This is a genomic window from Acinetobacter sp. 479375, from assembly GCF_000581715.1.
Classification (GTDB): domain Bacteria; phylum Pseudomonadota; class Gammaproteobacteria; order Pseudomonadales; family Moraxellaceae; genus Acinetobacter; species Acinetobacter ursingii.
Map to the genome: position 1 here is coordinate 12,064 of NZ_JEZN01000011.1, position 12,901 is coordinate 24,964.

Sequence of the window (12,901 nt, forward strand, 5' to 3'; positions counted from 1 at the left end):
AGAGTGTTATCTTTTAAATCTTTGTGCAACAAAGCCATATTGAAGTGCTTTGCTCAGTTAGGTTTGTCTTAAATCCTTCATCATCTGATAAATAATTTAATAATCTTAAATGTATCCACTGTTTGAGTGGTTCAATTTTATGATTAAAAGGTAAATACAAAGTATTATTATTGATATCACCCGATAAATTATGGTTTTTTACGATTTTAAAAATGGAAATTTTTTACTTTTTAGAATTTTTTGAATGCTATCAGTTTCAAAAAAAGATTCATTAATGAGAAGTAAATCAATATTAGGATCGGCCGCATTTATCCAGTTAATACCATATTGGTCTGGAATAGCATTTCTTAATTCTATTTTTAATTCATCTGAACTTTTTAATCCTAAGCCAGAAATTGCAATATTAATGCAGTGTCCATTCATAATATCTTTTTGTATCTCAACGTTGGACAGTACAAAATTAATAGCCCTTAAGTCATTTGATTGATTAAAGGGCTAATGATCATTAAGCAAAATCGAGTTCTTTCTCAAACGTTTTTAGTTCATGGCGGGCCATCGCTAAATTAGATTTTGAGCGATCCAAAACTAGATATAAGAAGATATTGCTATTGCTCTCTAAAGGGCGAATAAGATGATATTGCTTGCCTAGAGTGATTAATATATCTTCAATTTCATCATTGAGCTTGAGTGCATTTGCAACGCGTCGCTTAGCACGGACAACTTCAGTGTTGCCTGCTGCTGCAAGTTCTAAATCAATATTACCCCTACCTTGAGTCGCTAGCGCTAAACCGCTTTCAGTATCAACTAATGCCACAGCATTGAAACTATCAATACTGGTCAATCCATCAAGTGATAATTTCGCCATATTTTTACCTATTTATTAAGATATGATTATTTATAATTTCTACTACTCCTGATTTTATTCAGAGTGAAATAGTAGGAGTTTTTTATTATTCAAAAGTGCCTTGACTAAATCAATAGTACATATACTAGAACCTGTAATGATGAGTCTTTTAATTGATTAGAATAGCCAAGTTAAATTGAGAAAAATGTATTTTTTAAATGCATATTGATCTTTTAAATGTGATTTTTATCGCATTAAATTTGATCAAAAAAGCTAAAATTACAAGTGTAACAAATTATATTTTTTAAAAATAATGAATGTGATAAAGTGACATTATTTGTGAACTATAAGGTAAATAAAAAATAAGAGAGTATATACTCTCTTATTTTTAAATAGTCTTTTTAATCTGTCTTAATGAATTAAGTTTGAATATTGGCAATATAAAAAAACCAAAATTGCCAAAGCCACTATTGGCGCCACAATTTTAGACCATGCAGGAATAGGTAATTCCTGAATTTCAATCGTGTTATGGTGATTTGTTTCGGTGGGTTGTTGTGCGGTATGGACCATTTGATTAAACTCCTTCATGGTTTCATCTAATGATAGCTCTTCTGAAACTTGAGGTTTAGTCCCAATGAGTTCTGTGAGTTGATTTGTTGACCAAACCCAATCATCAGCCTGTCCAGATAAATGCTCAATTTGACCTGCCAATAGTTCTTTTAACCCAGTGGGACCAAAATTTCCTGTATCATCGAGTTGTTTAATCTCAGAAAATTGTAGTTCCAAAATCTCCATCAACGCCTGTTCTTGCTCTTTAGGGGCTAATTCTGATTGATTGTTTGAGGAGGTAACAAGATGACGAGCAATCTCTTGTAGGTACAAGGGATCGATTCTATGAATTTCTTGGTAAAGTTTATTTTCATCTTCACGCCAGAGTTGAATCAATTTTCCTAAAACCAAGGCATTGAGTTCAAAAATATAATGGCTACGCTTTTCACGTGAATATTGTGAAAATAGCTGAGGCTTTTGAATTTCAGTCTGCTCAGCAAAATAATGTACTAAATCAAAAGCCATCGGATACTCCGTAAATTTAATCTAATAATCGTAAACTTGGTTTTTTCTTAGGTGTTTCAGATTCAACTTGGTCTTGAGTATTTGATTTTAAAGTATCTAATGTCGTTTGCACATTGGCATATTCGTCAGGGTCGAAGAATAATCCTTGTCCATTTTCACGTGCATAAATTCCCAATAAAGCAGAAATAGGGACATAAATATCACGAGCAACACCACCAAAACGGGCAGAGAAGCTAATCGCATCGTTACTCATTTGAAATTGATGAACTGCATGAGGGGCAATATTCAAAACAATCTGTCCATCTTTAACAAATTGTTCTGGAACGGAAGTATACGGCTGAGTCGCATCAACCAATAAATAAGGCGTGAGTTGGTTATCACAAATCCATTCATAAATTGCGCGTGCCATATATGGGCGGGTAGGGCTTAAATTTATTTCCTGATCTGACATGATAAACTCACTTAACGATTTACTAAGGCACTATAGCGCGTTTTTTCCTGCTGTGTCATGGATTTAACAAAAGCAGGACGACTAAACACACGATTACAATAGAGTAATAAAGGACGAGATTGTTGAGGCGATAATTCAATTCCCATACTTTGCAGCCTGAGAAACATGGGAGCAATCATGCAGTCCAAAATTCCAAAGTTTTCCGACATAAAGTATGGAAAATGTTGAAACAATGGAGCAAGTGAAATTAAAGTATCTTTAAATTCTTTTTGGGTTTTGGCTTTTTGTGTAAGATCTAAAGTATCCGCATGTTTGAGCATAATATCAGCTTGCTTAAACCAGTCTTGCTCAAAACGCCAGATATATTGGCGTTGTTCTGCCCGAGTACTCGGTGCATCGGCATATAGCTTATTTTGTCGATAACGATCGTCAATATATTCTGAAATAATTGCAGTCGAAAATAGTTTTAAATCATTTTCTAGTAGCATCGGCAGTTGATTGTAGGGATTTAAGCTCGCGAGGTCTTCATCTTCATGATCTACTAAAATTAAGTGATGTTTGATTTGTTTTTCTGCGAGTAAAAATCGTATCCAGTGTGAGCGAAAATCATCTGCATGACTATAAAGCGTAATTCCTTGAAGCGATGCATTTTCGACAGACATATCTCAAAAAACTAAAAAACTGGATGGTGTAGGATACTAAAAATACATCTAAAAAGATAATACCCCGTTAAATAAGTTTGGAGCATTCGCTTAGCATTTAGCGAGTATTGTAAAGGGCAATAAGTAAAAAAATTTAGATAAAGAAAAACCCCAGAATATCTGGGGTTTTGTCCAACTCGAAAAACGTATTAACGTTTAGAGAATTGAGGACGTTTACGTGCTTTACGTAAACCAAGTTTTTTACGTTCAACTTCACGTGCATCACGAGTAACGAAGCCCGCTTGACGAAGAACTGGTTTTAAAGTTTCGTCAGATGCGATCAAGGCACGAGTAATACCGTGACGGATAGCACCAGCTTGACCACCGATACCACCACCTTTAACAGTGATGTAAAGGTCGTACTTTTCAGTTGCTTCTAACAACTCAAGTGGTTGACGAACAACCATTTGAGCAGTTTCACGACCGAAATATTGCTCTAAAGTACGGTTGTTAATCACGAGTTTACCAGTACCAGCTGATAAGAAAACACGTGCAGTTGCGGTCTTACGGCGACCTGTACCATAATTAGTTGCCATGTGCTTTATCCCTTAGATGTCCAAAACTTGTGGCTGTTGAGCAGTATGAGGATGCTCGCTACCAGCATACACTTTCATCTTCTTGATCATTGCATAACCAAGAGGACCTTTTGGCAACATGCCTTTCACAGCGCGTTGGAAGATTTCTTCAGGTTTGTGAGCAACTAATTTTTCGAAATTAGTTTCTTTTAAACCGCCTGGGAATTCAGTGTGGCGATAGTATTTTTTATCAAGTGCTTTGTTACCAGTCACTTGAACTTGTTCAGCATTGATCACAACGATGTAGTCACCGGTGTCAACGTGAGGTGTATAAGAAGTCTTGTGCTTACCGCGTAAACGACGAGCGATTTCAGTCGCAAGACGACCTAAAGTTTTGCCAGAAGCATCAACAACGTACCAGTCGTGTTGTACTTCAGCAGGCTTAGCGCTGAGAGTTTTCATTACTACTACCTATTATAGTTGGTTTGGACGGTGGAATCTGCCCAAACAAAAGGAGACGAGATTCTAAACGAATCCATCAGCTTTCACAAGAAATAATCGATTTTAAACCACATTATTTTACCCGACGAAACGTTAAAATTGAATATACTGCAATCGATGAAAATTGATACGAGTGCGATTTGATGACACGTCCTTTATATATTACCAGTGGTGAACCTGCGGGGATTGGTCCAGACATTTGTTTAAGCCTTGCTGAACGTTTGGATGAACGACCGCTTGTGGTTCTGGTCGATCAGGATTTAATGCGTCAACGTGCCCAGCAATTGGGAATTGAGGTTGAACTGATTGAGTATCATGGACAACCCAACTCTTGTGAAAAAGGTCAGCTTTATATCGAACATGTTGCTTTACATGTTCCCGTTATTGCAGGGGAGTTAAATTTCCAAAATGCAGCTTATGTGATTGAGCAATTAAAGCGTTCTGCTGAATATGCCATGACGGGGAAAAGTGTAGGAGTAGCAACTGCACCTGTACAAAAATCGGTGATCAATGATGCAGGAATTGCTTTTAGCGGACATACTGAGTTTTATCAGGAGTTTGCAGGCGTTGCCCGTGTGGTGATGATGCTAGCAACTAAAACTCTTCGAGTGGCTTTAGCCACTACGCACTTACCCTTACGTGCTGTTGCGGATGCGATTACAGCTGAACGCTTACATCAGGTGATTGATATTTTGCTGAATGATTTAAAAAGCAAATTTAAGATTGCACAGCCACGAATTTTAGTCTGTGGATTGAATCCTCATGCAGGCGAAGATGGTTACTTGGGTCGGGAAGAAATCGAGGTGATTAATCCTGTGCTTGAAAGCTATCGTCACAAAGGTGTCAACATGAGTTTATGTCTGCCTGCGGACACTTTATTTACCCCTGAACATTTAAAAGAAGCAGATGCAGTTTTGGCGATGTATCACGATCAGGGCTTACCTGTGTTAAAATCACAGGGCTTTGGTGAAGCCATCAATATTACCTTGGGTTTACCGTTTATTCGCACTTCGGTCGATCATGGCACGGCACTTTCGCTTGCGGCTACAGGTTTAGCCAAAAGTTCAAGTTTGCAGGTTGCGGTCGATCTGGCGCTAGATTTGGCGCGTCAATAACTGATTTATGTTGGAATGTTTTTATGTATCAAATTAATGCCCTAAACCCGAAAGAAGAAGGGCATAAAGCTCGTAAGCGTTTTGGTCAAAACTTTTTGCATGATCAGCGTGTGATTGCCAAAATCGTGCGCTCAGTCAATCCGCGTCCTGGTGATAATATTGTCGAAATTGGCCCTGGTCTGGCCGCCTTGACTTCGCCACTGATCGGGGAGTGTGATGCGCTGACAGTGGTTGAACTGGATCGAGATTTGGCAGCGGGTTTACCTGAGCGCGTACCGCATCCAGAGCGTTTAACTATTATTGAAGCAGATGCACTCAAGTACGATTTTAGCCAATTAGCGCAAGAGGGTCGTCCACTGCGTGTTGTGGGAAATTTACCCTATAACATTTCGACCCCATTACTTTTTCATCTTTTGGAATTTGGCGACAAAGTCAAAGACATGCACTTTATGCTGCAAAAAGAAGTGGTCGAGCGAATTACAGCCGCACCCAATACCAAAGAATATGGTCGTTTGTCGGTGATGATTCAATATTATTGTCAGCCGACATTTTTGTTTGAAGTGCCTGCTGGCGCATTTAATCCGCCGCCGAAAGTGACCAGTGCGGTCTTTCGCTTGGTTCCTTATCTTGAAAAGCCGATTGTAGCGAAGGATGAAAAAGCATTATCACGCCTCGTTGCACATGTATTTACCCAGCGTCGTAAAACTTTAAGAAACAGTTTAAAAGGAATGTTGGATGAGGATGGTTTTGTACAAGCGGGTGTTGACCCAATGGCACGCCCTGAAACTTTAACGCTAGCGCAATTTGTGGCGTTATCTGATCGTATGCTTGGGTAAATCGTGATGTCTAAACGCTATAACTATGTGATTGGTGACGTACAAGGCTGCTTTGAAGCATTAAAAGCCTTACTCAAAGAAATCCGCTTCGATCCTGATCAAGACGTGATTTGGTTCGCAGGGGACTTAGTGGCACGTGGAGAAAACTCGGTCGGCACTTTACGCTTTGTTAAAAAATTAGCAGAACGTGGTGCAGCTTATACCGTGTTGGGAAATCATGATTTAACTTTAATTGCGACTGCGCGTGGCTTTAAAAAAATCAAAGTGAAGGATAACACGCAGCAAGTTTTCGATGCGATTGATGGAGATGAACTGATTGATTGGTTACGTCGTCAGCCGTTGTGTTTATTTCCAAATGATCAAACGATTTTGACCCATGCTGGCATTCCTTGTATCTGGACGGCTGAAAAAACCGCGCAATTGGCTCAAGAAGTACAGTTGCAAGTCGCAAATCAAGATTTAAATCAGCTTGATGCTTTTTTGGCGGAAATGTACGGCGAAGAACCCACGTTGTGGTCAGATGGTTTGACAGGCATGTCGCGATTACGTGCCATTACCAATTATTTGACTCGTATGCGCTTAACCAATGCTGAAGGTCGTTTGGAATTTAGTTTTAAAGATGAATTGACCGCCCCAATGCCTGAAGGCTTTCGTCCGTGGTTTGAGTTTGATAGTTTAGCTGCACAGACACATCAAATTGTATTTGGCCATTGGGCAGCGCTACAAGGACGAAGAGTGAATTCTCAAATCCAGAATGTCGATGGTGGCGCGGTATGGGGTAATCAATTGATCGCTTATCGGTTGGAAGACAAACAGCTTTTTCAGGTGGATAATCCACTCATGAACTAAAATAAAAAAGTCACCGTTTGGTGACTTTTTTATGATTGCAATGACGCGATCTTTATTCCTGACGGATCCAGATTTGGGTACGCCCTAATGCTGAAACACCAATATAACCACGGAGCTGTAGACGTTTGCCATTTGGGCTTAATTTGGCTTTCATGCTGTAAATCTTGCCACTTAAAGGATCAATGATTTTACCGCCTTTATAATCTAAATCTTTATCGTGCTGAAGGCCAGTTAAAACATCCAGACCTAAAATTGGTTTATTGGTATAGGGCGGTGGGCAGTTGACGCAAGTTTCTTTAGGCGTATAACCCGGACGCGGTGTAACCTTAATAATTTTACCAATATAAGCCCCATTTGAGTCTTTGCGAATTTCAATCAGGGCTTTGGATGAACCTGTTTTATCATCAATATTTTGCCAGATACCAGAAATGTCTTGTGCAAAAACCAGACTGCTCAACCCCGACAATAATACCGCTGCTGCTAATTTTAGCTTTCGCATCTTTTAAATTCCTTTTTTGCGTAACCAGATAACTTTTTATGTCATAAATGACAACTACTCCAATCTTAGGTGGAATTTGGCTGCTATTCAATGCCTATTTTTGTTTGACAAGTCACAGATTTTGCAGAAAAAGTATAAAAGTTGGCAACCAGATTGCTGTGAATACACCATTAATGGCCATGCCAAACGCTGCATAACGACCAGCTACCGCACCCCGTTGCCATGCTTGCGCAGTTCCAATGGCATGTGCAGCTAAACCCAAAGCCAGACCCGATGCGCGTTCATCATTAATATGACGCAAAATAAGCGGAGAAAATGCCGCACCAATCACCCCTGATAAAATCACAATTAATGTCACTAGAGTCAATGGAGCATGTAATAAGGTCGCGATATTTAAAGCAATTGGAGTGGTAACCGCACGTGTGGCAAAAGCTAAAATGATGGGTTCGGACATGTGAAGTAAGTATGCAAGTCCCATCGGTAGAGCAACTGCGCTGGTGCTGGCAAAAATTAGAATACCAATCATGGATTTAAGCGGTAGATCATCGTAGCGCATAGCTGCTAATGGAATCGCAAGCGCGACCGTGACATAGCCCAATAAATGACTAAATAAATTATTCACATGGCTCATGTATTGCTCATAGGGCATACCGATAACAGCCAAAATCGCGACGACAATACACATACCAAACACCAAAAGTGGTACTTGAGGTAAACGTTTGTTCAAGGGTTTAGCACAGAGATAAGCCACCAGCGTGATTAAAAAACCATAAATAACGGTTAACATGTCTTATCTCCCTAAAGCCAACGTTTTGCCATTTTGGCGTAAATCCAGAGTGGAATCAGGGTGCTGATGACCAGTACCAATAAGAACAAGGGAATTTCTTTGCCCATATGTACTAGCATCATCAATGAACCTGCACAAATGGGTAAAAAAGCAAATCCACTTTCTTTCATGATTTTATTGTTGGTATCGACCAGACGATTTGGAACCTTTTTAAATTTCCGCCAGATAAACAATACAATCAAAAGGCTAATTAGTCCGACCAAGTTGCCTAATTCGGGATGATGAAATGCGCCCATAATCAGCACAGCGCCCTCTCGAAATACAATAATTAGCGCAATGGTGGCCAGCCATGCCAACCAGTCGATTTGTTTTAACCTGTCCATGTTGCTCATCTATTTATCATTTGAATATTCACGTTTTAACCGATCTAGGATTTGATTTCAAATTCTTCGAGTGGTCGTTTGAATAGATTGGCATTTTCACCCAGAATATCTTGAAGTGGTAAATGCGCTTGTCGAATCAGTTGCTCAAGTTTATGTGGAGCAATCGAAACCTTTAAATGTAGATTTCCCTCATCATCATAATGTTCGCTTTGGATGACATTTAGTGCATAAAGTTGAGTCCGCAATTTGCCATACGCAGGTTTTAGGATGAGTTCAAAATTTTGTAATTGCCCCATTAAGCATTCTTGTACGGCTTGTTTGAGGAGGTCTAATCCTTGTCCTGAATGTGCAGATACATAAACTCGATCAGGTAAATGCGGTTCAGCATATATAATTTTGGGTTCATCACCACTTAAATCAATTTTGTTATATACCCTCAAAACGGGTGCATCTGCGCTAATTTCTTTGAGTACACCTTCTACCGCTTCAATTTGTTCATGCATATCAGGGCTATGACTATCAATCACATGCAGTAAAAGTGTCGCTTCAAGGGTTTCTTCCAAGGTGGCTTTAAATGACTCTACCAAGTCGTGTTGCAGGTCACGAACGAAACCGACCGTATCGGCAAGGACAACGGTGCCAATACCATCCCAGTCTAAACGCCGCAATGTTGGATCAAGCGTGGCAAACAACTGGTCGGCAGCATAAACATCACTATTGGCTAAGATGTTGAACAGGGTTGATTTGCCCGCGTTGGTATAACCGACCAAAGATACCGTCGGAATGGCCGCTTTTTGTCTTGCTGCACGACCCTGCATACGGGTGTGTTGGACTTTGACCAGTTTATCTTTTAATTGACTAATACGCACTTTGATCAAGCGGCGATCAGTTTCGAGTTGTGTTTCACCTGGACCTTTGAGTCCAATTCCGCCTTTTTGTTGCTCAAAGCCTGCTGCCCAGCCACGAATCAAACGTGTCGATAAGTATTTCAGTTGTGCCAGTTCGACTTGTAATTTACCTTCATGTGTGCGGGCACGTTGTGCAAAGATATCCAGAATTAATCCTGTGCGGTCAATGACGCGACACTTCATGATTTTTTCCAGATTGCGCTCTTGTGCAGGAGAAAGTGAATGATCAAAGATCACGAGTTCAGCCTCTAAACTTTCTACGAGTTGAGCAATTTCTTCAGCTTTACCTGAGCCAACAAAAAACTTGGGATCGGGCTTATTGCGCTGAACAGTCAGATGTTCAAGTATTGTCGCGCCTGCGGATTGGGCAAGTAGACGAAACTCTTCAACATCCAGATCATCAAGCATATTGACAGCTACACTGACCAGAATGACGCGTTCCCTTTGTTGTACTTGTCCCAAACCGTCTTCCACAGATCACCAAATTCGTTTAACTAAAATGTCCTGCTAAGATAACCCGAGCAGGCATTTGAATCTAGTTTTATAGCCAAAAGGACTAGATTAAACTGTTAAATGCTTGGGCAGTGAGAATCATGGCCCCTGCATATAAAACTGACCAACCCAGAATCTGACGTAACATGGTGGTCATTGAACCTGTAGAATATTGATGTTGTTTCACGGGAGTAGTATGCATAACATGGCTCCTTTGATCTTTAATTTCGATAGTTAAATAATAATCAATCGCAATAATAAATAAAAATTGAATTTTTAAATGTTCATGTTCGGTTTTTATCATCAATACAAGCCCATCAAGTTCAGTATAAAATAGGGCGAAATTGCAATTTAAACAAAAATGATATTTTTATGGCTCAAACGAAATCAGCGACTTCAAAGAACTTAACTCCAGTAGAAAAAGTTTTTTTATATAGTAAAAAATTGGCCACAGGTCTGGGAGTGATTGGTGAAGGCTTTTATTTAGTCTATCGTCATCGACTCTATAAAAATCCAAATAATCCAAAGAATACCCGTTATGTTCAGTACTTTTGTCGTCAATTGTGCAAAGTTTTTAATATTGAGGTTGAAGTACACGGCACAATTCCACGGAATCCATCATTGTGGGTGAGTAATCATATTTCTTGGCTGGATGTTGCAGTATTAGGCTCTGGTGCGAGAGTCTTCTTTTTGGCGAAAGCTGAAATTGAAAAATGGCCAGTCCTCGGGCAGCTCGCGAAGGGCGGTGGCACCTTATTCATTAAACGCGGTTCAGGCGATTCGATTCGGATTCGTGAACAAATCGCAGATTTTTTAAGGAAAGACATTCCCGTTTTATTCTTTCCAGAAGCCACAACGACAGATGGAAAAAGTATTAAACGAGTGCATGGTCGTATTTTGGGAGCTGCAATAGAAGCACAGCGTCCAGTACAAGTCTGTTTGATTTGTTATGTGAATCAACAAGGTGAGTTAGATACGGTGGCACCATTTATTGGCGAAATGACTTTTGCAGAACATGTACAACAAGTTTTGGAAATGCCGAAAGTCACCGCGCATTTACTAACTTTGCCTGAAATTGAGGTACAAGGTCATACGGTGAGCAGTTTAACCGCCGAAGTTCAGCAAAAAATGGAACAAGGTTTAAAAGAGCTGCATGCGAAAGTGTTAAATCATTGATCAAGCAGTGCAAACTTGGAGGGTTTATAAGTGATTTAACATCACATAAATCCTTCAATTGGAAGCCATGATAACATTTTGACGCCTGCTCGTTGCCACCATTTCATACGAGGTTCTTTTTTATAAATTTTAGTGCTATTCGGCATTTGGCGATACCAATTGATATTATGATTGGCATCCAGCACCAGTTTATACGCATAATGAGTCAATTGTTGATCCATGGTTTGGTGAATACTTTTCGCTAAACTCGGACTATTTAAAATGACGCCGATTTCGGTATTTAAATAGGCTGAACGCGGATCAAAATTAAAAGAACCGATAAACACTTGTTTTTGATCGAGTGTCATCATTTTGGCATGTAGGCTTGAATTGCTCAGACCTTTTAGACTAATTTTAGCTTCTTTGGCTAATTCGCGAGTATCTTTATTCAACTCCTCTTCATCCAGCGTGGGCAAAAACTCATAAAGCTGGACGCCATTTTCCAATAGTTCCTTACGATATTTGCCATAAAAGGCATGTACGATCGAAACGTCATTGGCTTTAAAAGAATTGGTTAATACCCGAACCTGTACGCCATTTTGTGCCAATTCACTTAAATGTTTGGCGCCCTGTTTTTCAGGTACGAAATAGGCAGAAACTAAATCAACATTTTCTTCTGGTTTTTGCAGATTTTTAATCAGTTGAAAGTTTAAATGCTGTTCCTTTTTGGCTTTGCCACGAATTTTATCAGGTGAGTCTTTAACCACTTTCGCCTGAACCCAATCAAACTGGATATTACTATTAAACCATTGGTCAAAGGCATGTGATCGTGCAGCCAAGTTCAGATAGTTTTGTACATTTGCCAGTTCGTAATGTTCATCAAGCTGACGTTTTAGTTCTGGATAGCGTAAATAATGCGTTTTAGCATTGACGATATTAATCACAGAGTAGGCATATTTATCATTCCAGTAATCATCAAAAGAATGAACAATATCATCTACAGCCGAGCCAACCAACATGACATCGACATCGGAAAATTGATAATTATCACTGCTGTTATAGTATTGATTGGTCATGTTGCGCCCCCCAATCAGCGCAATCTGATCATCGGCGATAAAGCTTTTATTATGCATGCGACGATTAATGCGCTTTAAGTCGAGTACCATATCGATGGCACGAAACTTACGGAAGCGATAGGGATTAAACAGTTTGACTTCTATATTTTGATGCTGTGACAATGCCAGTAAAACCGCTTCCATTTGTTTGGCATTGTTATCATCTATCAATAAACGTACTTTGACGCCACGATCCGCAGCCCGAATAATGGCATGTAAGGCTAAAGCGCCAACGCGGTCGTTGTCCCAGATATAGTATTGTAGATCCAGACTTTTTTCGGCTTTATCAATCAACTTTAGACGTGCTGTAAGCGCTTCAAGTGGATCATAAAGCAGGTGATAACCTGTCAGCCCTTGATTTTGCTGACGTAGAGGTTCTACGACTTTGGCAAGCGTGGTGTGTGATGTATCGACTTGGCTTGCTAACTGGATGATCTCATGACCAGGTTTGGGCAGCGTATTGCATCCGCTTAAACTCAATACCAGCATACAACTGACGCCAAGCAAAAAGTGCCTACTTATTTGCTTTTTTGCAGTAAAATTAGGGTATTGTGTAGTTAAGCGGAATGTTTTTGCCATAGTGTATGCATCAATAATGTGGCCTAGAGTATAATTCTTGATTAGCCAAAGATAAATAACTGAAACAAAATCACTCATCCTGATGAGTCTTTCAGTG

The 12,901-nt window shown here is 39.7% G+C and carries 16 protein-coding genes and 1 pseudogene; 4 read left to right on the plus strand and 13 right to left on the minus strand.

The window, feature by feature from the left end; all coding sequences use genetic code 11:
* Positions 1–43: 43 nt before the first annotated feature.
* The 7 genes and pseudogenes from J500_RS17395 to rplM all read right to left on the minus strand — a co-directional run.
* Positions 44–423: pseudogene (locus J500_RS17395) on the minus strand (hypothetical protein); the annotation flags it as partial.
* Between the two features lie 82 nt (positions 424–505).
* Entirely contained in the window at positions 506–865 is a 360-nt protein-coding gene (locus J500_RS10390; RefSeq protein ID WP_004995036.1) for a hypothetical protein, read from the minus strand.
* 390 nt (positions 866–1,255) lie between these two features.
* Positions 1,256–1,918 (minus strand): hypothetical protein, encoded by a 663-nt coding sequence (locus J500_RS10395; RefSeq protein ID WP_004995035.1) that lies wholly within the window; start codon positions 1,916–1,918, stop codon positions 1,256–1,258.
* Between the two features lie 16 nt (positions 1,919–1,934).
* Positions 1,935–2,369, minus strand: coding sequence for a ClpXP protease specificity-enhancing factor (locus J500_RS10400; protein WP_004995034.1), 435 nt, complete (start codon positions 2,367–2,369; stop codon positions 1,935–1,937).
* 11 nt (positions 2,370–2,380) lie between these two features.
* Complete coding sequence (locus tag J500_RS10405) at positions 2,381–3,031, minus strand: glutathione S-transferase N-terminal domain-containing protein (protein ID WP_004995032.1); 651 nt, start codon at positions 3,029–3,031, stop codon at positions 2,381–2,383.
* Between the two features lie 188 nt (positions 3,032–3,219).
* Positions 3,220–3,606: a 30S ribosomal protein S9 gene (gene rpsI / locus J500_RS10410; RefSeq protein WP_004992397.1), complete on the minus strand. Its 387-nt coding sequence runs from the start codon at positions 3,604–3,606 to the stop codon at positions 3,220–3,222.
* Between the two features lie 12 nt (positions 3,607–3,618).
* A complete protein-coding gene (rplM, locus tag J500_RS10415; RefSeq protein WP_004992400.1) occupies positions 3,619–4,047 on the minus strand; it encodes a 50S ribosomal protein L13 in 429 nt (142 codons plus the stop codon).
* Between the two features lie 182 nt (positions 4,048–4,229).
* On the opposite strand from rplM, the gene pdxA reads away from it, so the two are divergent.
* The 3 genes from pdxA to J500_RS10430 are packed head-to-tail and all read left to right on the plus strand — an operon-like array spanning position 4,230 to position 6,886.
* Positions 4,230–5,201: a 4-hydroxythreonine-4-phosphate dehydrogenase PdxA gene (gene pdxA, locus J500_RS10420; RefSeq protein ID WP_004995030.1), complete on the plus strand. Its 972-nt coding sequence runs from the start codon at positions 4,230–4,232 to the stop codon at positions 5,199–5,201.
* A 23-nt stretch (positions 5,202–5,224) separates the two neighbouring features.
* Positions 5,225–6,037: a 16S rRNA (adenine(1518)-N(6)/adenine(1519)-N(6))-dimethyltransferase RsmA gene (rsmA, locus tag J500_RS10425; RefSeq protein WP_004995026.1), complete on the plus strand. Its 813-nt coding sequence runs from the start codon at positions 5,225–5,227 to the stop codon at positions 6,035–6,037.
* A gap of 6 nt (positions 6,038–6,043) precedes the next feature.
* Entirely contained in the window at positions 6,044–6,886 is an 843-nt protein-coding gene (locus J500_RS10430; protein WP_004995023.1) for a symmetrical bis(5'-nucleosyl)-tetraphosphatase, read from the plus strand.
* A gap of 52 nt (positions 6,887–6,938) precedes the next feature.
* Here the strand turns inward: J500_RS10430 and J500_RS10435 are convergent, their stop codons facing one another.
* The 5 genes from J500_RS10435 to J500_RS17710 form a co-directional block, all read right to left on the minus strand.
* Positions 6,939–7,385, minus strand: a complete 447-nt coding sequence (locus tag J500_RS10435) for a DUF2147 domain-containing protein (RefSeq protein ID WP_004995022.1) — start codon at positions 7,383–7,385, stop codon at positions 6,939–6,941.
* A 112-nt stretch (positions 7,386–7,497) separates the two neighbouring features.
* Positions 7,498–8,172: an LrgB family protein gene (locus tag J500_RS10440; protein ID WP_004995018.1), complete on the minus strand. Its 675-nt coding sequence runs from the start codon at positions 8,170–8,172 to the stop codon at positions 7,498–7,500.
* 11 nt (positions 8,173–8,183) lie between these two features.
* Complete coding sequence (locus J500_RS10445) at positions 8,184–8,555, minus strand: hypothetical protein (RefSeq protein WP_004992414.1); 372 nt, start codon at positions 8,553–8,555, stop codon at positions 8,184–8,186.
* Between the two features lie 44 nt (positions 8,556–8,599).
* Positions 8,600–9,925 carry a ribosome rescue GTPase HflX gene (hflX, locus tag J500_RS10450; protein WP_004995015.1) on the minus strand — a complete coding sequence of 442 codons (1,326 nt, stop codon included), beginning with the start codon at positions 9,923–9,925 and terminating at the stop codon, positions 8,600–8,602.
* 94 nt (positions 9,926–10,019) lie between these two features.
* Entirely contained in the window at positions 10,020–10,157 is a 138-nt protein-coding gene (locus tag J500_RS17710; RefSeq protein ID WP_227546612.1) for a hypothetical protein, read from the minus strand.
* Positions 10,158–10,327: 170 nt separating this feature from the next.
* On the opposite strand from J500_RS17710, the gene J500_RS10460 reads away from it, so the two are divergent.
* A complete protein-coding gene (locus tag J500_RS10460) occupies positions 10,328–11,131 on the plus strand; it encodes a lysophospholipid acyltransferase family protein (protein WP_004995013.1) in 804 nt (267 codons plus the stop codon).
* A gap of 41 nt (positions 11,132–11,172) precedes the next feature.
* Here the strand turns inward: J500_RS10460 and J500_RS10465 are convergent, their stop codons facing one another.
* Complete coding sequence (locus tag J500_RS10465; RefSeq protein ID WP_227613809.1) at positions 11,173–12,714, minus strand: phospholipase D family protein; 1,542 nt, start codon at positions 12,712–12,714, stop codon at positions 11,173–11,175.
* Positions 12,715–12,901: the final 187 nt, after the last annotated feature.